The organism is Pseudomonas peli (assembly GCF_900099645.1).
Lineage (GTDB): Bacteria > Pseudomonadota > Gammaproteobacteria > Pseudomonadales > Pseudomonadaceae > Aquipseudomonas > Aquipseudomonas peli.
This window is the reverse complement of the sequence record NZ_FMTL01000001.1, coordinates 807,710-828,197: the sequence shown is the minus strand read 5'-3', so window position 1 is coordinate 828,197 and position 20,488 is coordinate 807,710. Positions and strand designations below refer to the sequence as shown.

21 protein-coding genes are annotated in these 20,488 nt (G+C 59.7%); 8 read left to right on the top strand and 13 right to left on the bottom strand.

The window, feature by feature from the left end; all coding sequences use genetic code 11:
* Together BLO50_RS04130 and BLO50_RS04125 are read right to left on the bottom strand one after the other, a co-directional pair.
* The gene (locus tag BLO50_RS04130) at positions 1-1,188 is read right to left on the bottom strand and encodes an acetate kinase (protein ID WP_090248963.1); all 1,188 of its coding nucleotides are present in this window, start codon (positions 1,186-1,188) and stop codon (positions 1-3) included.
* Positions 1,189-1,560, bottom strand: coding sequence for a DUF3565 domain-containing protein (locus BLO50_RS04125; protein WP_090248961.1), 372 nt, complete (start codon positions 1,558-1,560; stop codon positions 1,189-1,191).
* Here BLO50_RS04125 and BLO50_RS04120 point away from each other — a divergent pair.
* The 3 genes from BLO50_RS04120 (at position 1,529) to BLO50_RS04110 (ending at position 3,557) form a co-directional block, all read left to right on the top strand.
* On the top strand, positions 1,529-2,014 hold the full coding sequence (locus tag BLO50_RS04120; protein ID WP_090248959.1) for an FKBP-type peptidyl-prolyl cis-trans isomerase: 486 nt from the start codon (positions 1,529-1,531) through the stop codon (positions 2,012-2,014). The genes BLO50_RS04125 and BLO50_RS04120 overlap by 32 nt on opposite strands.
* A gap of 226 nt (positions 2,015-2,240) precedes the next feature.
* Positions 2,241-2,723, top strand: a complete 483-nt coding sequence (locus tag BLO50_RS04115) for a glutathione peroxidase (RefSeq protein ID WP_090248957.1) — start codon at positions 2,241-2,243, stop codon at positions 2,721-2,723.
* Between the two features lie 96 nt (positions 2,724-2,819).
* A complete protein-coding gene (locus tag BLO50_RS04110; RefSeq protein WP_090248955.1) occupies positions 2,820-3,557 on the top strand; it encodes a nitroreductase family protein in 738 nt (245 codons plus the stop codon).
* Between the two features lie 58 nt (positions 3,558-3,615).
* On the opposite strand, the gene BLO50_RS04105 is transcribed toward BLO50_RS04110, so the two are convergent.
* From BLO50_RS04105 to BLO50_RS04075, 7 genes are all read right to left on the bottom strand, one after another.
* The gene (locus tag BLO50_RS04105; RefSeq protein WP_090248952.1) at positions 3,616-4,947 is read right to left on the bottom strand and encodes a DUF58 domain-containing protein; all 1,332 of its coding nucleotides are present in this window, start codon (positions 4,945-4,947) and stop codon (positions 3,616-3,618) included.
* 40 nt (positions 4,948-4,987) lie between these two features.
* The gene (locus tag BLO50_RS04100) at positions 4,988-6,100 is read right to left on the bottom strand and encodes an AAA family ATPase (RefSeq protein ID WP_090248950.1); all 1,113 of its coding nucleotides are present in this window, start codon (positions 6,098-6,100) and stop codon (positions 4,988-4,990) included.
* The gene (locus BLO50_RS04095) at positions 6,097-7,344 is read right to left on the bottom strand and encodes a DUF4350 domain-containing protein (protein ID WP_090248948.1); all 1,248 of its coding nucleotides are present in this window, start codon (positions 7,342-7,344) and stop codon (positions 6,097-6,099) included. Before BLO50_RS04095 ends, BLO50_RS04100 begins: the two co-directional genes overlap by 4 nt.
* Positions 7,341-8,930: a DUF4129 domain-containing protein gene (locus BLO50_RS04090; RefSeq protein ID WP_090251218.1), complete on the bottom strand. Its 1,590-nt coding sequence runs from the start codon at positions 8,928-8,930 to the stop codon at positions 7,341-7,343. The genes BLO50_RS04095 and BLO50_RS04090 overlap by 4 nt, the downstream gene beginning before the upstream one ends.
* Complete coding sequence (locus tag BLO50_RS04085; RefSeq protein WP_090248946.1) at positions 8,917-9,897, bottom strand: stage II sporulation protein M; 981 nt, start codon at positions 9,895-9,897, stop codon at positions 8,917-8,919. The genes BLO50_RS04090 and BLO50_RS04085 overlap by 14 nt, the downstream gene beginning before the upstream one ends.
* A complete protein-coding gene (locus BLO50_RS04080) occupies positions 9,894-10,616 on the bottom strand; it encodes an RDD family protein (protein ID WP_090248944.1) in 723 nt (240 codons plus the stop codon). Before BLO50_RS04080 ends, BLO50_RS04085 begins: the two co-directional genes overlap by 4 nt.
* 101 nt (positions 10,617-10,717) lie before the next feature.
* On the bottom strand, positions 10,718-11,479 hold the full coding sequence (locus tag BLO50_RS04075; RefSeq protein WP_090248943.1) for a hypothetical protein: 762 nt from the start codon (positions 11,477-11,479) through the stop codon (positions 10,718-10,720).
* Between the two features lie 171 nt (positions 11,480-11,650).
* Here BLO50_RS04075 and sbcB point away from each other — a divergent pair, with 171 nt between their 5' ends.
* On the top strand, positions 11,651-13,081 hold the full coding sequence (gene sbcB, locus BLO50_RS04070) for an exodeoxyribonuclease I (protein ID WP_090248941.1): 1,431 nt from the start codon (positions 11,651-11,653) through the stop codon (positions 13,079-13,081).
* Positions 13,082-13,184: 103 nt separating this feature from the next.
* Here the strand turns inward: sbcB and mvaT are convergent, their stop codons facing one another.
* Complete coding sequence (gene mvaT, locus BLO50_RS04065) at positions 13,185-13,559, bottom strand: histone-like nucleoid-structuring protein MvaT (protein ID WP_090248939.1); 375 nt, start codon at positions 13,557-13,559, stop codon at positions 13,185-13,187.
* Between the two features lie 295 nt (positions 13,560-13,854).
* Here mvaT and purU point away from each other — a divergent pair, with 295 nt between their 5' ends.
* From purU to BLO50_RS04050, 3 genes are read left to right on the top strand one after another with little or no spacing between them, the layout of a single operon-like run.
* Positions 13,855-14,706, top strand: coding sequence for a formyltetrahydrofolate deformylase (gene purU / locus BLO50_RS04060; protein ID WP_090248938.1), 852 nt, complete (start codon positions 13,855-13,857; stop codon positions 14,704-14,706).
* 44 nt (positions 14,707-14,750) lie between these two features.
* Positions 14,751-15,176, top strand: a complete 426-nt coding sequence (locus tag BLO50_RS04055; RefSeq protein ID WP_090248937.1) for a CBS domain-containing protein — start codon at positions 14,751-14,753, stop codon at positions 15,174-15,176.
* A 27-nt stretch (positions 15,177-15,203) separates the two neighbouring features.
* Complete coding sequence (locus BLO50_RS04050) at positions 15,204-15,389, top strand: hypothetical protein (protein ID WP_090248936.1); 186 nt, start codon at positions 15,204-15,206, stop codon at positions 15,387-15,389.
* Between the two features lie 43 nt (positions 15,390-15,432).
* On the opposite strand, the gene BLO50_RS04045 is transcribed toward BLO50_RS04050, so the two are convergent.
* Positions 15,433-17,310 (bottom strand): methyl-accepting chemotaxis protein, encoded by a 1,878-nt coding sequence (locus tag BLO50_RS04045; protein ID WP_090248935.1) that lies wholly within the window; start codon positions 17,308-17,310, stop codon positions 15,433-15,435.
* A gap of 122 nt (positions 17,311-17,432) precedes the next feature.
* On the opposite strand from BLO50_RS04045, the gene BLO50_RS04040 reads away from it, so the two are divergent.
* Positions 17,433-18,929: a helicase HerA-like domain-containing protein gene (locus tag BLO50_RS04040; RefSeq protein WP_090248933.1), complete on the top strand. Its 1,497-nt coding sequence runs from the start codon at positions 17,433-17,435 to the stop codon at positions 18,927-18,929.
* Between the two features lie 55 nt (positions 18,930-18,984).
* On the opposite strand, the gene BLO50_RS04035 is transcribed toward BLO50_RS04040, so the two are convergent.
* Both BLO50_RS04035 and BLO50_RS04030 read right to left on the bottom strand, forming a co-directional pair.
* Positions 18,985-19,197, bottom strand: coding sequence for a hypothetical protein (locus BLO50_RS04035; protein WP_090251216.1), 213 nt, complete (start codon positions 19,195-19,197; stop codon positions 18,985-18,987).
* 243 nt (positions 19,198-19,440) lie between these two features.
* Positions 19,441-20,196: a substrate-binding periplasmic protein gene (locus tag BLO50_RS04030; RefSeq protein ID WP_244152836.1), complete on the bottom strand. Its 756-nt coding sequence runs from the start codon at positions 20,194-20,196 to the stop codon at positions 19,441-19,443.
* Positions 20,197-20,488: the final 292 nt, after the last annotated feature.

Sequence of the window (20,488 nt, the reverse complement as noted above, 5' to 3'; positions counted from 1 at the left end):
TCAGGCTTCAAGTAGCGCCAGGGTGTCGAGGGCAATCTGTCGTTCTTCATTGGTCGGTACGACCAGCACGCGCGGGTGGCCGTCGGCCTGGATCGGCCCGGCCGCACCGCGCACGGTGCGGGCGTTGGCCGGTTCGTCGAGGGCCAGGTTGAGCAGTTTCAGGTGCGTGATTGTCCTGCTGCGGATTAGTGCCGAGTTCTCGCCGATGCCGCCGGTAAAGACCAGGCCGTGGAGTTGTGGCAACGCGCAACTCATGGCCGCCAGGGATTTGGCCAGGCGGTAGCAGAACACCTCAATGGCCAGGGTGGCGCCGGCATGGCCCTGCTCACGGGCTTGCTCCAGAGTGCGCATATCGTTGGATAAACCAGACAGGCCCAGCAGGCCGCTGTCTTTATTCAGCATGGCTTCGATCTGCTCCAGGCTCCAGTCCAGGGTGCGCGCCAGGTGGCTGTGCAGGTTGGGGTCGACATCGCCGCTGCGGGTGCCCATCACTACGCCTTCCAGCGGCGTCAGGCCCATGCTGGTGTCGCGGCTTTGCCCATCGACGATGGCGCAGGTCGAGCAGCCATTGCCCAGGTGTGCCACCAGCCAGCTGCTGGCATTGACCGGCAGCCCGGCCATTTCTGCGGCGCGCTGGCTGACAAAACGGTGGCTGGTGCCGTGGAAGCCATAGCGGCGTACGCCGTGTTCGCGGTACAGGTGCTCGGGCAGGGCATAGCGGTAGGCGTGTTCGGGCAGGGTCTGGTGAAAAGCCGTGTCGAACACCGCCACCTGAGTCAGGTCGGGGAACAGCTTGATCGCCGCTTCGATGCCCAGCAGGTTGGCCGGGTTATGCAGCGGTGCCAGCGGCGCGGTGGCGCGAATCGCCGCAAGACTCAGCGCATCCAATCGACAGGCAGCAGTGAAATGCTCGCCGCCATGCACCACGCGGTGGCCGATTCCGTGCAGTTGGCCGCCAGCGGCGGCCTGCACCAAGGGCAATACCTGGGCGAGGGCGGAACGGTGATCGGCATGGGGCAGTATCAGGCTGTCTTTACTATCGCCTTGTTGCCAGTGGACTTGTGCATCCGGGCTGCCCAGGCGCTCAGCCAGGCCGCTGAGAATAAAGGCATCTTGGTCTTCGTTGATCAGGGCAAACTTGATCGATGAGCTGCCGCAGTTGATCACCAGAATATTGCGTGCGGGCATTTACCGCTCCTTGTTCAAATCGTGGTTCAGGCGTTCTGTCGTCGCCTCGCTTGCGCTATTTTCAGCCGCGCACCAGCCGCAGAGGAAAGGTCCTCCCACGTTCGCCTGGCGTTGATGAGCATCCAGCACCCACGCGCGATTCTGCCAGGGCGGCTGGTGGCGCAGGTGCTGAGTATGGCCGCAGGACAATACTGCCACCCAATGGCCGTGCTCATCCTGACGAAAATCAAGCACACGCACTGAGGCCGCGCGTGGCCGTCCGTCTGTGTCCGGTTCGCTTTCGCGCGTGCCCTTGGGTAAACTTGCCCGCTCTTTATTTCCAAGCAAAAGGTCTCGCCCCATGCTGATCGCCGCCAATAAGGCCGTCTCCATCGACTATACCCTGACTAACGATGCCGGTGAGGTGATCGACAGTTCCGCAGGCGGCGCGCCGCTGGCTTATCTGCACGGTGCCGGCAACATCATCGGTGGCCTGGAAAAAGCCCTGCTGGGCAAGCAAGCTGGCGATGAGCTGGACGTTGCCGTTGAGCCGGAAGACGCTTACGGCGAATACAGCGCCGAGCTGGTAGCCACCCTCAATCGCTCTATGTTTGAAGGCGTTGATGAGCTGGAAGTCGGTATGCAGTTCCACGCTTCCGGTCCGGATGGCGGCATGCAGATCGTTACTATTCGTGAGCTGGAAGGCGACGACGTGATCGTTGACGGCAACCACCCACTGGCTGGCCAGCGCCTGCACTTCAAGGTCAAGGTTGTCAGCGTGCGTGATGCCAGCGAAGAAGAAGTTGCGCATGGCCATATCCATGGCGAAGGCGGTCATCATCATTGATGGTTTAGCCTTATGTGGTCGCCACGAGTCGACTTATGGTCGTATCAACCGTTGGCTTGACTGCTAAGCTGCAACAGAAGAAAGGCGCCTTCAGATAGGCGCCTTTTTTATGAGCCACCATCCTTGGCGGCTCACCCTGTGGGCCGTCGCGGTGCGACGTTAAAAATGGCTCCCGGCCATTTTTTGTCCGCTACACGTAACTTTTGTGTTCTCAAGGAGTTAGACCATGAGTGCCTTTCACGACCTCAACCTGCGTGCACTGGATGGCCAAGAGCTGCCGCTGGCACCCTTCAAGGGGCAGGTGGTGTTGGTGGTCAATGTGGCTTCCAAATGTGGCCTGACACCGCAGTACGCGGGTCTGGAAAAGCTCTATCAGCAATACAAAGGACAGGGCTTCAGCGTGCTCGGGTTGCCGTGCAATCAGTTTGCCGAGCAGGAGCCCGACAGCGAGGCCGCCATTCGCGCGTTTTGCAGCCTCAACTACGGCGTGACCTTCCCGTTGGGCAGCAAGCTTGAGGTGAATGGGCCGGACCGCCATCCGCTGTATCGCCTGCTGGCAGGCGAGGGCGCCGAGTTCCCAGGTGACATCACCTGGAATTTCGAGAAGTTCCTCGTCGGTCACGACGGCCGTGTGCTGGCGCGCTTCTCGCCGCGCACCACGCCAGATGACCCGAGCCTGATCCAGGCGATCGAAAAGGCGCTCGGTTAAGGCCATTTGCGCCAAGGCTGCGGACTAAGCCGGTATACGGCTTGTTCGTGGCTGGGCATCTCGGCTTAATCGGGCAACCTGCTGAGGATGCCCCTGATGAGCCTGTTTCCCGCTGATACCGCCATTTCTCCCGCGACCCCCGCCGCACTGCGTGAGCTGATCGAAAGTCGCCGCGCGGTACGCCGTTTTACCGCCGAAGCGGTGCCTGATGATGTGGTGCGTGATTGCCTAGAACTGGCGGTGCTCGCGCCCAACTCCTGCAACCTGCAGCCCTGGAGTTTCCAGGTGGTTCGCGATCCGGCGTTGCTGGCCCGTTTGCACCCGGTTTGCATGAGTCAGAATGCGGCCAAGGCGCCACTGATTATTGCCGTACTGGCGCGGCCGGACACCTGGAAGCAGGCTTGCCAGAACATCATCGACTATTGGCCGGAGCCGGAAGTACCTGCGCGGATTCGCAGCTTCTACAACAAGACCGCACCCTTTCAGTACAACCAGGGCACATTCGGTCTGTTTGGGCTGTTCAAACGTCAGCTGCTGCGGGTGGCAGCCTGGCGCAAGCCGTTGATGCGCGCGCCCAACAGTCAGGCGCAGATGCGCATCTGGGCGGTGAAATCCACGGCGCTGGCGGCGCAGAACCTGATGCTGGCCTTCCAGAGCCATGGCTATGCCACCTGCCCGATGGAAGGCTTCGATGAAGTGCGATTGCGCAAGACTCTTAGCATCCCGCGCCAGGCCTTGCCGATCATGCTGCTAGCGGTGGGCAAGCAGGATGAGAAGGGCGTGTACAACCCTCGTCTGCGCTTTCCGCTGGAGCAGCACGTGACGTGGCTATAGCCGTAGGTTGGGGCGGGGCGCTCAACGCCAACCTAGGTCGGCGTTGGCGTGGCCAGTGCTAGAGAACGCCGGCTTTTTTCCAGGCTAGATAACTGCTCACCAGCTGCGGTCCCAGTTCGCTCGGCCGCGCATCCAGCACCGGTACCTTGTTGGCAATCAGGCGTTCGTGCAGGCCTGCGCGGGCATTCAGGTAATCAAGGGTGCCGCAGTAGTCCAGAGCGCTGGAGAGGTCCTGCACCGGGGTGTGGCGCAGGGTGTCGAGCACTTCCTCACGCAGGCTGGCGACCAGCACGCGGTGTTGGCGGCTCAGGCGTTTGACCGCGCCGAGAAGGGCCTGATCATCCTCATCTCGCAGGTTGGTCACCAGTACCACCAAGGCGCGACGGCGCTGGCGGCTGAGCAGGTTTTCCACAGCGGCGGTGAAGTCTGCCGGTTGTTGGGTGCTGCGCAGGTCGTACAGGGCATTGAGTAGCACATTCAACTGCGCCTGGCCTTTGACTGGGGCGAGGAAGCGGTTCTGCTCGCCAGCAAAGGTCGACAGGCCGACCGCATCGCCCTGGCGCAGTGCCACGTAGCTCAGCAGCAGCGAGGCGTTGAGAGCGTGATCGAAATGCGACAGCTCGCCGTCCTGGCTGCGCATTCGTCGGCCGCAGTCGAGCAGGAAGACAATCTGCTGGTCGCGCTCGTCCTGATACTCGCGGGCAATCGGTGTGCGTTTGCGTGCGGTGGCCTTCCAGTCGATCTGCCGCAGGGTGTCGCCGTCGCGAAACTCACGCAGCTGGTGAAATTCCTGCCCCAGGCCGCGGCGTTGCTGCTGGCGTACGCCCAGCTGGCTGAGCCAGTCATCCACCGCCATCAGTTGCGCGCCGTAAAGCCGGGCGAAATCCGGGTAGACGCGGGTTTCACCGGCCACCGGCAGGTAGCGGCGGGCGCGCCACAGGCCCATAGGGCTGGGCAGGCTGATTTCGCACTGCGGGAAATGGAAATGTCCGCGCAGCAGTGGGCGTACGCGGTAGCTGACCTGTGTCTGCTCGCCGGGGTGCAGATCGACCTTGAGCGGCAGGTGCTCGAAGGCCATATCGCCGGGCAGATGGTCGAACACCTCCACCTGCAGCGCACGGGTGTAACTGTGGTGCAGATTCAGCCTCACGTCGCTCCAGCGACCCAGCGGCAGGTTACCGGGTAGCTGGCGCTCGAGACGCGGCGAAGGTACTTGGCGCAGCAGCAGGGCGTCGATCAGCGTCAGGCCGAGCAGCATCAGCAGCAGGCCCCAGTAAATCGGGGTGAAGCTGCGCGGCACGGCAACGCCCAGGGCGCTGCAGATACCCAGGGCAATGCCGAGCACGAACAGACCGGCGAGCAGCGCCAGCAGCGCGCGTGAGGGTTTCATGCGAGAGCGCCTTTCAATGCGGGCTTTTGCCAATTGCGGGTCATAGGCGCGGTGCCGGAACCTGGTCGAGCAGCTGTTGCAGCACCTGATCCACCGACAGGCCTTCGATATCCAACTCCGGCGACAGCCGCACGCGGTGGCGCAGTACGGCCAGGGCGCAACCCTTGATGTCATCTGGCAGCACGAAATCACCGCCGCGCAGCAGCGCTCGGGCGCGGCCGCAGCGTACCAGGGCAATCGATGCGCGCGGCCCGGCGCCTATGGCCAGGCCAGGCCAGGTGCGGGTGGCGCGGGCGATGCGCACAGCGTAGTCGAGCACCTGCTCATCAATCGGCAGGTCGCTGGCGATCTTCTGCAACGCCAGTACATCGCGGGCCTGCAGCAGGGTGCGCAGCGGGGTGACTTCGAGCATGTCGGCTTTGCTTGAGCGCGCCACCTGGCGAACCATGTTCAGCTCTTCGCTCTGCTCGGGGTAATCCATGCGCAGCTTGAGCATAAAGCGGTCGAGCTCGGCTTCCGGCAGCGGGTAGGTGCCTTCCTGCTCAATCGGGTTCTGCGTGGCCAGCACCATAAACGGCAACGGCACATTCAGCGCGCGGCCTTCCAGGGTCACCTGACGTTCCTGCATGACTTCCAGCAACGCCGCCTGGGTCTTGGCCGGGGCGCGGTTGATTTCATCCGCCAGCAGCAGGTTGGTGAATACCGGGCCCTTGCGCAGCTTGAACTGCTCGCTCTGCAGGTCATACACGGCGTGGCCGGTGACGTCGCTGGGCATCAGATCTGGGGTGAACTGGATGCGCGCGAACTCGCCGCCAAAGCAGCGTGCCAGGGCACGCACCAGCAGCGTCTTGCCAAGGCCGGGAACGCCTTCGACCAGCACATGGCCGCCGGCAATCAGGGCGCTGAGCACGTCATAAATCACCGCCGTCTGGCCGATCAGGGCTTTCTGCAACTCCGCACGCAGCGCCTGAGCCAACTGGCTGGCGCGCTGGCGCTGCGCATTCGGGTTGGCAGCTGCAGCTGCGGCTGCCGGGGCAGCTGGTGCTGGGGCCGGTACAGGCGTTTCGGTGGCCGCAGCTTCGACGGTTTCAGCGGCGACAGGGGTTGACTCGATGTCGCTGTCTGGCTGTTCGGGTGTGTGTTCGCTCGTCATAGGGCATTCCTGAGGGTTTGCAGGTTGGCGACCTGGCGGGTGAAGTCGGCGGCGGCCAGGCGCTGCTTGGGCAGCGGCCGCATGGCTTGGCTGATAACGCTGGATGGCTGGCGGGTCAGGCGGCTCAGCACCTGCCACTGCTCGGCCACCGCGAGGCGTTCGAAACCGGGGTGACGATGCCGCGCGCGGCGCTGGATGTCTTGTTGCAAACCTTGCAACAGGCTGTGCTGACCGTTGTGGCGCAGGAGGAAGTCAGCGCTACCGCGCAGGTGTTCCTGCAGTTGGCGGCGATTGCGGCTGGCGGGCAACAGCAGCGGGCCTTGGCGCATGCCCAGATGCCATAGGCCGAATGCCAGTAACAGCACGAGTGCAACCAATGCCTGGGGGAAGTGCTCAAGCAGCAGGCTGAACAGGTCATCGCGGTCCGCGCGGTAGAGCAGGGTGACCTGGCTGTCCTGGGTCATGTACCAGAGCAGCCAGGCGTTGTCGTATTCGCCGATGCCTTGGTTCTGCCAGATCCAGCTGTCGCTGACCACGCTGATCAGGCCATCGCCATGATAGAGCTGCAACAGATGGGTGGCGGCGTCGCTGTTGGCCCAGGCGTGGGCACGGTTTGCGGAATCGTAGAGGTGAAAGTCGGTGTCGAAGTTGAAGTAGGCCGGCGCCTCTTCGTTTTCCAGATACAGTTGGGTCAACTCCGGGTAGGCATTGTTTGAACCTGTGGTTGCCTCTGCCGCAGCTTCCGCTTCAGCCTGCGGCTCAGCGTCGGCCGTGTCCTCAGTCGAGGCGTCTTCTTGCGCTGCTTCGCTGGCGTCCTCGTCGAGTTCTTCGCTTTCGTATTGCTGGATGCCCAGGCTGTCGAGCAGCAGATCGCCGCTTTTGCCTTCCTCTTCATCCCACAGCCGCTCGGCGACAAACAGCAGGTGGCCGCCTTTGGCCGTCCAGGCCAGCAGGCGTTCGGCCTGCTTGGGCGTCATGCGGTTGCGGTCGCCGAGCAGCAGCAGGGTTTGCCCGGCGCTCGGCAGATCCTTCATGACCTCCAGGCCATCGGCACGTTGTACCTGCAGGCCCTGTTTGCGCAGGAAATGCTCGGCAGCGAGATAAGGGTTGGCTCGGGCCTCGGGTGCGGGGCCGTGCTCGAGGATCTCTTCATAGGGCGTGAGTTTGCCCAGCAAGTAGATGCCGAGCAGACCGACCACCAGCAATAGACCGGCACCGAGGAGGAACTGGAGACGCCGGTTCATGCCTGCGCCCCTTGTTCGAACAGGCGTCGCCAGGCATTGCACAGGCCCTGTTTGAGTGCCGCGGGCGGCAGTCGATGGCCGTAGGCGAGGTTCTGCCAGTGGCGGGTCAGAGCCTGGCTGAAGTGGCTGAGGTCTTTCTGCTGCAGCGCCTGCACCAGTTGCAGCACTTCGGCTTCGGTGTGCGACTTTTTCAGCGGCAGGCGCTGTTCGTGCAACATGCGGCTGAGCAGGGCGCGGTAAAGCAGGCCGAGGGCGGCGCGTGGCTGTTCATCCCAGAGTTTTTCGACTTCACCGGGGATATCCGCTGGCAGGCTTTGTGGCGCCACTTCCAGGCCAAATAGCTGTTCAGGTGGCTGATAGGTACGGACTTGCGGCAAACGCAGGCGACCGGCAAAGGCGCTCAGCCAATCACGGTAGCGCCACTGTAGCCAGGCGATCAGGCTGAACAGCGCGACCCACAGCAGCACCTCGAAGAACAGCGCCACAGCATCGACGCTTTTCCAGAATTCGGTAAGTTTGAAGAACTTTTCCAGCAGTTCGATCAGGGCCTTGGCGTCTTCCTCGCTCGGCTCCTTGGGCTCTTCGCCGAGGCGCCAACGGGTGACGGTTTCACGGTACTCGAAGGGCGGCTGATCGAGCAGCTGGCCTATGCTTTTTTGCGCTTCGGCGCTGGTCAGCGGCTGCTTGAGCAGGCGGTCGGCTTCTGGCCCCATGGGGTCTTCAACCGGCAGCGGGCAGCTGCTTGCAGTTGCGGTTGGGGTATCGGAGGCCATGGCGCTGTTTGGCAGCTGCATCAACAGCAGGCCGCAGCCCAGCAGCAGGGCATAAGCCACGCCCGTCAGGCGCTGGCGTAGCTGGCGGAAGACCAGTTCGATGTCCCAGGCTTCCAGAGCAGTGCGGCGATTCAGGTAGAGGGTGAAGCCGCAGGCGACGTAGATCGGTTCCCAGAGGATCAGCAGCAGAACGTAGGTCAGGTTGGACAGATGTTCCAGCCATAGCCACTCGCCAGACGCCGCATTGATCAGGCTGTCCCAGGTCCAGTCCAGCTCAATCTGCGCCGGCAGCAGCATGTAGACGAAGCTGATGATGCCGAACCACAGCGCCATTTCCAGGTGCACACCGACGATGGTGAGCCAGCTGGCGCCGCCGGCATCGCGCTGGCCGAGGACGATCAGACGCTGGCTGCGCGCCTTGCCGGACAGGCCTTCCAGCTGCATCACCGGCAGGTCGAAGCTGCGTGTGGGGCTTAGCCGGCGCCAGGTCAGGCTGGCCAGAAGTTGCGGTTTGAGCAGGCCGAGCAGGGCTTTTAGCGCCTGCTTGAGGCTTGGCGTAGCGCCGAACAGTGCATGCGAGAGGATATACAGTGGCAGGCGTTCGTAAGCCGGTTTCAGCCACCAGAAAATCAGCACAGCAATGCTTGGGTAATCCCACAGCAGTAGGCACAGCAGGGCGAAAATCGGCACGGTGACCAAGGCCCAACTGAGCATCAACAGGCCAGCATGCTGTTTGGCCAGCAACACGCCGAGGTCGACGGCTTCCCAGACGCTACGAGGGCGGATGGCGACGCTGGCATCAGTCAGGCGCATGTGCACCTCGGCCAGCCAGGAGGAGATAAGCCAGCACCAGCAGCCAAAGACCAGCGCCGACTGCATATTTGATCGCGGGGCTGGCCAGGTCCATGGATGACCAGTAGGCCTCGATAAACGCCGCCAGCAGCAGAAATACGATCACCCCGCCGACCAGCCGCACGCTAATGCCCGCCGCTATGCGCAGGGCTTCACCACGTGGCAGGCGGCCGGGAACCAGCAGTGCCCAACCGAGCTTCAGGCCTGCCGCGCCGGCCAGGGCAATGGCGGTGAGTTCGAAAGAACCGTGGCCGATGACGAACGACCAGAAGGTTTCACCGTAGCCGATTTGCGTCAGGTGGCCGGCCACCGCACCAATCATCAGGCCGTTGAACAGCAGGAAGAACAGGCTGCCCAGGCCAAACAGCAAGCCGCTGGCAAAGGTCTGAAAGGCGATGCCGATGTTGTTCATGATGTAGTAGCCGAACATCATCCAGTCATCGCCGGAGTCGCGTTCGCTGAAGCGGCCGATGCGCCTGGCGTCGGGGTCGTACATCTTTTCCATCTCGCCGACCTGGTCAGTCGCCATCACCCCGTAGACTAGGTCGGGGAAGTGATACACCAGCGTGCCCATCAGCAGCAGGCTGCCGAAAAACAGCAGGCTGGCGACCACGACAAAACGCCACTCGGCGCGCACCAGGCGTGGAAATCCAGCCAGGATAAAGCCGAGCAGTTGCGCCCCCAGTGGGCTGCGATGGCGATAAAACTGCTGATGGCCGCGCATGGCCAGCAGCTGCAATTGCTCGATCAGGTGGCTGCTATAGCCCCGGCTCTGGGCCAGGGCTAGGTGCTGGCACAGGCTGCGGTAGTTGGCGGCAAAGGCCTTGCATTGCTGGCTATCGGCCTTGCCGCGCTCAATGGCTTCTAGCTGCGCATTAAAGGCTTGCCACTCGGCTTGGTGCTGGTGTTCAAACAGGCTCTGTTTCATGTCGGCCCCAACAAGCCACGGGCAATCCCGTGGATCTGCTGTTCGGCCAGCTCAGCAGGTACCTGCAAGGGCTCGGCAAGAATGCTTGCCAGCTCCTGACGCCGTGCACTGGATAGACTCTGCGCTCGCTCGGCAAAGCTGAGCAGGGCGCGCTGCTCACTCAGGCTCATGCTGAACGGTGCACGGATGGGCTCGGCTTGCGGTAGCTCGGGTGCTGCTGGGGCGTTATCGCGGTAAACCACCAAGGTGCCGGCGGCGATATCGCCGAGGCGTTTGAACGCTGGGTGATTCAGGCAGCTGAGAATACCCAGGGTGTAGCCAAACGGCAGGATGTCGACGAAACGCAGCAAATTGCGCGTAAGCGAGGCGGTCCAGCCAATTGGCGTGCCGTCATCATGAATCACCCGCAGGCCCATCATCTGCTTGCCCGGTGAGCGGCCCTGGTTGAGCACCTCAAACAGCACCATGTACCACCAGGTCACCAGAAACAGCAGGATGGTGCCCAGGCCCATACCGAACTGGCCGAGCAACGCCAGCACGGCAAACAATGCGCCGAGCAGCGCACCGCGAATCAGCAGGTCAATGCTAAATGCCAACGCGCGCGGCACTACCCCAGCTGGGCGCAGGATCAGGTCGATGCCTTCCGGTGTTTCCACCTTATAGCGGGTATCCAGCAGCGGGCGAGCGGCGACTGAAGCAGGGGTTGGCGTGGGCGACATCGGCAGACTGCGTCGAGGAAAGCCCGATGCTAGCCAGCAGCAGGCAGGGAAGCAACCGGCTCAGTGATCTGAACCGGCGCAGCGGGGTTATTTAGTCAGGATTATTGCGGCGCGGGCAGTACACCGAAGATGGTGCGATAGAGCACGCCCATGGCGATGACAAACAGCGGAATGCTCCACACCAGACCAATACCGAGCGGAATAGCGCTTATAAGCGTGATCAGGCCCAGCAGCAGGAACAAGCCGAACACCTTGAACCAGTGCTGGGTAATCGCCTTGCGCGAGGCTTCCAGGGCTTGCCACGGCGTCAGGCCGCGCTCCACCACCAGCGGAATGGCCAGCATATAAGCGATGGCCAGGTACAGGCCGGGAATGATCAACAGGAACATGCCGAGGTAGATCAGCAGCATGCTGATAATCGCGGTGATCACTAGCGGCACGGTGCGGCCGAAGTGACTGAAAATGTCATTGAAGCTGATCGGTTGGTCGGCGGCGCGACGGATACCGATCATATTGATCCCAGCCATAAAGGGATAAGCCAGGGCCGAAGCCAGAATGCCGATGACCAGTTCGGCCACGACCGCGAGCATTGGGCTGTCGCTGACCACGCCCAGCAGGCCGAAGAATCCGCCAATCAGGAAGGATGCAGTCAGCAGTACGGCGTAGAACACCAGAAAACCACCGATGATGATGCCCTTGGTGCCTTTTACCCGTTGCCAGGCTTCGCTGAGCAGGTCACTAATGGTGAAGTCGTAGCCACGGCTCAGGGCTTCTTCGATGCTGGGCACCTGGCTGTCGCGCGGCGCTTCTTGCAGTGCACTGGCTGGAGCGGCGTAGGGATTGCTGGGGTTGATCTCACTCATGGGGCGTCCTTGTTCAGAGTGGTTAATCGGGCTTCCCACTTTAGTCTCCGCCAGGGTGCCCTACAAGGCACAGACCCCACGTGCGGCGTGCGCTGGCGCAAGGTTCTGCGCTTGTCTGCGTGATGCTGACGGGGTGGTAGACTGCCTGCGCCTCAGCATCAGGACATAACTGTGACTTCCAGCCTCTTTTGGTACGACTACGAAACCACCGGTATTGACCCACGGCGCGACCGGCCGCTGCAGGTCGCGGGGATTCGCACCGATGAAGACCTTAATGAAATTGCTGAGCCGCTGAACATCTACTGCCAGCCCAGCGACGACATCCTGCCGCATCCGGCAGCTTGCCTGGTGACCGGAATTACCCCGAGCAAGCTGGCGCAGCATGGCCTGAATGAAGCCGAATTTATGAGCCGTGTGCATGCCGAGTTGTCGCAGCCGGGCACCTGCGGGGTGGGCTACAACAGCCTGCGTTTCGATGATGAGGTGACGCGTTACAGCCTATATCGCAACTTCTTCGATCCCTACGCTCGTGAATGGCAGGGCGGCAATAGCCGCTGGGATCTGATCGACCTGGTGCGTACGGCCTACGCATTGCGCCCGGAAGGCATCGTCTGGCCGGAAGAAGAGGGGCGGGTGACGCTCAAACTGGAGCGTCTGACTGCGGCCAACGGCATCGAGCATGGCCAGGCCCACGACGCGCTGTCCGATGTGCGAGCAACCATCGCTCTGGCGCGCTTGCTGCGCAACAAGCAGCGCAAACTCTATGACTACCTGTATCAACTGCGCAGTAAACAGCGGGTGCAGGATCAAATACGCCTGTTGCAGCCGTTGGTGCATATCTCCGGGCGTTATGCCGGTGCGCGGCATTACCTGGCGGTGGTCTTGCCGTTGGCTTGGCATCCGCGTAATCGCAATGCGTTGATTGTTTGTGATCTGCAGGCCGATATCTCGCCGCTGCTCAATGAGTCAGCTGAAACATTACGTACGCGCCTGTACACCCGTCGCGATCAATTGGCCGACGGCGAGTTGCCGGTACCGCTGAAGTTGCTGCATATCAACCGTTGTCCCGTTGTTGCTCCGATGAATGTATTGCGCGCCGAGGATATTCAGCGTCTGCAGCTCGATGTGTCAGCATATCAGGCACAAGCCGAACAATTACGCAGTAGTCCTGGGCAGTGGCAGGAAAAACTGGTGCAGGTGTATGCCGAAGAGCAGTTCGCCGCCAATCAAGACCCTGAGCAGCAGTTATATGAGGGCTTTATTGGCGATCGCGATCGCCGACTGTGTGAGCAGGTAAGGCGTGCCGAACCGCAGCGTTTGGCCGAGGCAGTTTGGCCATTTGATGATGGGCGTTTGCCGGAGCTGTTATTTCGATACCGCGCGCGAAACTTTACCGCGACGTTGAGTGTTGAGGAGCAACAACGTTGGCGAACATTTTGTCAGCAACGTCTGACCCAGCCCGAATACGGTGCCCCGAATACGCTTGAACAGTTCAACCAAGCACTTGCGGACGTTCTTCCAGAGAGTGATTCGGCACAACAAGCTATTTTGTTGGCGTGGCGCGATCATGCAGAACAGTTACGCCAGCGTTATGCCCTGTAGTTGATAGGGCCAAATGCTGTAGGCGTGACTGAAACAATGCCCATAAAAAACGCCAGCATTGCTGGCGTTTTTGCGTGAAGCTTTTGGCGCTTAAGCGGCAGGCTTAGCCCAGCAGGGTTGCCCAGCCTTCAACGACGTCACCGCCCCACTTGGCTTTCCACTCTTTCAGCGTCTTGTGGTTGCCGCCTTTGGTTTCGATTACTTCGCCGGTATTCGGGTTTTTGTACTGCTTAACTTTACGGGCGCGTTTGGTGCCAGTTGTTTTGGCGGCGCGGGTGATTTTGCTGCCTTTGGCTTCTGGGTCGAGCATGGCAATGATGTCGCGCAGCGATTTCTGGTATTCACCCATCAGTGCACGCAGTTTGCCTTCGAATTCCAGCTCTTTCTTCAGTTTGTCGTCTTGCGACAGATTTTTCAGACGATCTTGCAGTTCTTTGATTGCTTCTTCGGTGGCGCGGTATTCGTTGATCAACGACATGATGGGTACCTGTATTCGGGATTGGCGATTAAGTGATAGCAATAGTAGTCAGGCACTTTTAACAAGTAAACCGCTTTATAGGTATTTTTTATGAATTGTATTGTTAAGTAACTGGGTGGCCGCTTGGCCTGTTGTATATAGCGAGTTATTAACTGTTTGGGCGGAAGTACTGCACTATTCCGCCAGCGACAACTGTCCTGTCCTGTTGCCTGCTCTGGCATGTGCTGTCTGAGTACTGCAGTTTTTCCATGTTGAGACTAGAATGGCCGACTTTATTTGAGCCCCGGAGCCGTTGATGCGTACTTTTCGATTGGTCATTGCCTGTCCTGATCGGGTTGGAATTGTGGCTAAGGTGAGTAACTTTCTGGCCACCTATAACGGCTGGATTACCGAAGCCAGTCATCATTCGGATAATCAGAGTGGCTGGTTTTTTATGCGCCACGAGATTCGCGCTGACTCGCTGCCATTTGATCTGGACGGTTTTCGCCAGGCCTTTGCGCCGATTGCCCGTGAGTTTTCCATGGAGTGGCGGGTTACCGATTCGGCGGTTAAGAAACGTGTTGTGCTGATGGCCAGTCGCGAATCGCACTGCCTGGCCGATTTGCTGCACCGCTGGCACAGCGACGAATTAGATTGCGATATTCCATGCGTCATTTCCAACCACGATGACCTGCGCAGCATGGTGGAGTGGCATGACATTCCGTATTTCCATGTGCCAGTTAATTCGCAGGATAAACAACCGGCATTTGATGAGGTGGCGCGGTTGGTAAAAGCCCATGCCGCCGATGTAATTGTGTTGGCGCGCTATATGCAGATTTTGCCTGCGCCACTTTGCGCCGAGTTCTCCCAGCGCGTCATTAATATCCATCACAGCTTTCTGCCGTCGTTTGTCGGGGCCAAGCCATATCACCAGGCATCGTTGCGAGGGGTCAAACTGATTGGTGCGACCTCTCACTATGTAACCGAGGAGCTGGACGCCGGGCCGATCATTGAGCAGGACGTGGTGCGCGTCAGCCACCGCGATAGCATCGAAGAGATGGTGCGTCTGGGTAAAGATGTCGAGAAGATGGTGCTGTCACGTGGTCTACGCTATCACTTAGAAGACCGAGTGCTGGTGCACGACAATAAAACAGTGGTGTTCGACTGAGGCATCAGTAGGGTTCGGTTCAGCGCAGATAGAGGGTATTACTGATGCTCAAGTCAATCAAAGTGCGAGATTACATGACCCGCAATCTGGTGACTTTCCGGCCTGAAATGAACCTGTTCACCGCGATTAACCGCTTGCTTGAGCACCGTATCTCTGGCGCGCCGGTGGTTGACGGACAAGGGCATCTGGTGGGGTTGTTGTCGGAGGGCGATTGCTTGCGCGGCATCCTTTCTGGCGCTTACTACGAGTCGGCGGGCGGTGATGTCAGCGCCTACATGACCACCGAGGTGGAAGTGATTTCGCCGGAGGCGGATATCATCGAAATATCCGAGCGCTTTCTGCGCGGCCGGCGCCGACGCCTGCCTGTGGTCGAGGACGGCCGTTTGATTGGCCAGGTCAGCCGCAGCGATGTGCTGCGTGCGGTCAAAGAGTTTGCCCAGCATGACGAAGGCCGTGTGGTGCTGAGTTGAAGACTGGTAGCGTTCATTGGAGGTGTTATGACTGATCCACTCGCGCGTGGCACATCCAGCGCGCCACCAGTGCTTGGTGAGGGTTGTACGCAGCGCTATGACCCTGAGGCTTTAAGTCCTGAGGACGGTAGCGAATTTGCCGATGCCGCCGAGTTATGGCGGCAGTTGCAGCAAGACGAACAGTCGCCAACGAACCACGAAAAGCAGAAATAAAAACGGGGCGCTCACTGAGCGCCCCGTTTGTTTTCCGCATGGGTTAAATGCGGAAGCTGTCGACCAGTTGCTTGAGGCGGCTAGCCTGTTGCTCCAGATCGCCGCAGGCACGCAAGGTGGCGTTGAGGTTTTCCACACCCTCTTGGTTGAGGGTGTTGATTTCGGTGATGTCGACGTTAAGCGATTCGATCACCGAGGTCTGCTCCTCGGTTGCGGTGGCCACTGACTGGTTCATGCCATCAATTTCACCGATGCGTTCGGTGACGCTGCTCAGGCGGGCGCCGGCCTGGTTAGCGATCTCCACGCTTTCTTCGCTGTAGCGCTGGCTTTCAGTCATGGTGGTGACCGACTCGCGGGAGCCGACTTGCAGCTCTTCGATCATTTTCTCGATTTCCTGCGCCGATTCCTGGGTGCGGTGAGCCAGGTTGCGTACTTCATCGGCCACTACTGCGAACCCACGGCCGGCTTCACCAGCGCGCGCTGCCTCGATAGCAGCGTTGAGTGCCAGCAGGTTGGTTTGCTGGGAGATGCTTTTGATCACCTCAAGTATTTGCCCGATGTTCACCGTCTTGCTGTTGAGGGTTTCGATATTGCCGCAGGATGCGCTGATTTTGCCGGACAGTTCGTTCATCGCTTTGATGGTTTGTTCCACCACTTGGCGGCCGTCTTCAGCCAGGTGGCGTGCATCGGAGGCTTGGTTCGATGCATCGGCAGCGTTACGCGCAATTTCCTGCGCGGCGGCGCCCAGCTCATTAATCGCAGCGGCCACACTGTTGGTTCGGCTGGCCTGCTCGTCGGAGTTGATCATCGACGAGTTAGAAGCGCCGACCACCAGTTTTGCCACTTCATTGACCTGGCTGGTGGCGGATGACACCTCGCGGATTGAACTGTGGATACGCTCAACAAACTGGTTGAAGGCACTGGCCAGGCGGCCAAATTCGTCGTTGGATTGAATGCTCAGACGCCTGGTCAGGTCACCCTCGCCTTGGGCGATGTCTTCCATGGCTTTACCCATGACATTCAACGGTTGCATCAGCACGCTGATCAACATGCTCAGCAGCAACATGATCAGTACCACCGCGATGATGGTGGCAACGATCGCCGAGGCGCGGAATTCGCTGAGCATTGAGTAGGCCTTGGCCTTGTCAATGGACAGGCCGACATGCCAGTTAACCGAGGGCAGCCCCTTGACCGGAGCGAAGGTGAGAATGCGCGTCTCGCCATTGAGCTCCGCTTCACTGAACTCGCCGCTGATGCGCGGGGTATCTTGCGGGTAGACCTCACTGATGTTCTTCATCACCAGGGACTTGTCCGGGTGCACGAGAATCTTGCCATCCGCGCTGATCAGAAAGGCATAACCCATGCCGGCAAAGTCCAGCGAGTTGATGATTTCTACCAGAGTGTTGAGACTCAGGTCGCCGCCAACCACTCCTGCCGCTTTGGCGGGCGTGGCGATGGTGATGATCAGTTCGCTGGTGGCGGCGTCGACGTAGGGTTCGGTGAGGGTAGTGCCGCCTGCTGCCATCGCATCCTTGTACCAAGGGCGTTGACGCGGATCGTAGCCATCCGGCATGTCCTCGTCCGGGCGCATGGTGAAGCTGCCATCAGCGCTGCCCAGGTAGGTGAAGGCGAAAGTGGAGGCCAGTACCTTCTGCTCCAGCAGTCCGGTCAGAGCATCGCCGGAAGAGTCGCGGGCGACCGATTGAGCAACGTTTTCTACCAGCAGAATGCGCCCTGACAGCCAGTTGGAAATATTACTGGCGGTGACATTCCCCATCTCCTTTAGGTAGCTTTCCAAATCATCACGGATCGCGTTGCGTTGCAGGTAATCGTTGTAAAGCGTGAACAGCGAGAATGCGGCGATCACCACCAGCGAGGCGGCGAGCAGAATCTTGTGGCTGAACTTCAGGTTGTTGGTCATGGCGTCTTGCGTCCGGTGAGTTCTGGCATCAGTCTTGGGCTGATGTTGGGCAGTGGCTATTGCAGGGCACGCTAACTATGTCGGCCTAATTGCAGTAAAGCTTTAACCATGGAGATAACAAGATGGTGCAAACCGATCAGTTTGTTGTGGGGGCCGATCTTGAGGGGCTGCCGGTGGGGCAGGCGTTGCGTCTGGCGAACCGTCACGGGCTGATTGCTGGCGCGACGGGCACTGGTAAAACCGTGACATTGCAACGCTTGATCGAAACCTTCAGCGATGCTGGCGTCGCGGTGTTTGCCGCCGATGTGAAGGGGGATCTCTGCGGTCTGGGGGCGGCTGGCGCACCGCAAGGCAAAGTGGCTGAGCGCATTGCCAGCATGCCCTGGCTTAACCATCAGCCGATGGCCTACCCGGTAACCCTGTGGGATGTGCATGGCAAGAGCGGCCATCCACTGCGCACTACGCTGAGCGAAATGGGGCCTTTGTTGCTCGGCGCGCTGCTGGAACTGACCGACAGCCAGCAGGCTGCACTCTATTCCGCGTTCAAGGTGGCAGACCGTGAAGGGTTGTTGCTGCTTGATCTTAAAGACCTCAAAGCGCTGCTGGCACACTTGAAAAATCACCCCGAGGTGTTGGGGGAAGACAGCGCCTTGTTCACGGCCACCTCATCGCAAGCCTTATTGCGCAAGTTAGCCGGTTTGGAACAGCAGGGCGCCGAGGCACTCTTTGGTGAGCCTGCACTGGAGCTGGAAGACATTCTGCATCCAGACCGCGATGGTCGCGGGCGTATTCACCTGCTCGACGCTAGCCGCCTTGTGCATGAGGCGCCGAAGGTCTACGCGACCTTCCTGCTCTGGCTGTTGGCTGAGTTATTTGAACAGCTGCCGGAGCGCGGGGACGCCGATAAACCGCTTTTGGCACTATTTTTCGACGAAGCGCACCTATTGTTTGCCGATACCCCAAAAGCCTTGCAGGAGCGCTTGGAACAGGTGGTGCGACTGATCCGTTCAAAAGGCGTCGGGGTGTATTTCGTCACCCAATCGCCAGGTGACCTGCCGGACGATGTGCTGGCGCAGCTTGGGTTGCGTATTCAGCACGGTCTGCGCGCCTTTACCGCCAAAGAGCAGAAGTCGCTGCGCGCGGTGGCCGATGGCTTCCGTCCGAATCCGGCCATCGACACGCTGAAGGTGCTTACTGAGCTGGGTATAGGTGAGGCCCTGGTTGGTACGCTGGAAGCTAAAGGCACGCCGGCCATGGTTCAGCGTGTTGCTGTGGCGCCGCCGCAGTCGCGTATTGGTCCGTTGAGTGAAAGCGAGCGAGCAGCGTTGATCCAGCAGTCCGCGTTGCGGGGACGTTATGACAAGCCAATCGATCGTGAGTCCGCCTATGAGTTGCTGACGGCGCGTGCAGAGCAAGCTGCGCAGCAGGCAGAGTCCAATAACCCGAGTTCAGCGAGCAAGAGCGAGGTCGGAGGCGGTATGGCCGGTGCCGCGGGCGAGCTGCTGGGCGGTTTGGCCAGCCAGGTGATGAAAACCGCTATGCGCCAGGCGGCTAATCAGATTGGTCGGCAGTTGGTACGTGGTTTGTTGGGGTCGCTGATGGGCGGTAAGCGGCGCTGAAGGCGTGGCCATCCAGTTAGGGATGGCCACGCTATCTGACTGATGCGGCGGGGCGTCAGCCAGCTGCTTCGTCGGCCTTGGATTGGAGCTCTTTTTCGATTTTTACCAGTTCTTTTTCAAACGCTTGGTCGAGAAGGTTAGCCTTCTTGCGCCACGGCTTGCGCTCGGGGTCCGGTTGAGCGGCGTAGGTAATCACTTCTCCGCCGTATACATCCTTGTAACGCTGCGCCTGGCGCTCGAGTTCGGCGCGCAGTTCGTCTTTCGTCACGTAGTTACCCATGGTCTTGAACAGAATAGTGGCTGGATGCCAGGCATAGGGCCTGGGCACTTGAGGCCGCCAAACAGGTTTAGTTCGCGCATTTAATAAGCGTGGCCAATAGTGTTGATGACTATTGCCGCGCCTGTTTGCCCTTTTATTGTGGATTACCTGAACGAGTTGTCAGGTTTGTTAAAGGGCTAATTAGGCTGCGCCCGGCAATTATGGCGAAGTCAAGTTAAATGTCCAGCGTGCTTAATTGGCAGGTTGTAGACCGTAACGCTGCACGATGGTTGCAAGCTGGCCGTTATTACGCAGTGTATTCAGCCCGCGATTAAATGCCTGGAACTTTACTGGGCTGACTCGCTTGCGGGAAAAACCAATGCCGTATGAAATTGACGTCAAATGTCCGGCGTTACGCAGCGCGTAGAGATATTCATGCTCGATCAAGTGACGAGCAACATCGCGATTAAGTAATACCAAACCCTTTTCACCAAAGCGCCCAGCATTAAGCATCAGGAGCAGACGATGGTTGTTGGTCACCAATTTAATGTCGACATCCGGGGTGTTTTTCAGGCTTTCCTGCAGGACGAATGAAGTTCCGGACGGTCCGTATACGCCGATCTGGCGCCCGCGCAAATCATCGGGTTGAGTGAATTGAAAGTGATTTGAACGCAGGGTGTAAAAGTCGTAGCCGGAGGTCACCACCATGGGGGTGATAAGAAATTCCTTACGTCGTGCAGGCGACTGAATCACAGTGAAAATACCATCAACTTCACCGTCTTCGGCTTGTTGCAGGGCGCGCCGCCAAGGCAATACTTCAATTTCGCAATGCCACTGCAAGAGGCCACAGGTTGCATTAACTATCTCGGGCAGCGCGCCGCTGGCAATACCGCCGCGCGAAAAACTGAACGGTGGGAATTCCTCGGTTACAAAGTGCACCGTTTCGGCTGCAGCCGGGACGGCAGTTATCAAGGCCGTGACGAAGAAAAATGCATGGCGTAACAGCACGACTTAATCCTTTAGTTGCGATGAACGCTCGCGGGTCTGCATGACCTGGTGTTTCTGGTGTGTACAGGGAACATTATTAACCACGTCTGCGCGTAATTGCCTAGTGTCCTTTTGTGCCAGCGAAATGAACGATGCATTACGCCTAGCACCCTGCATTGCCAGTGCGCGCCTAGCGGACTGGTAACACCTTGCAAACTCTATGCAATTGAGTAAATCCGTGTGCCTCCCTACATTTGCGCCCGCACCAGTGAGTCCCTGTTTGTGCTAGATCAATCCGGGTCATGGTCACTGG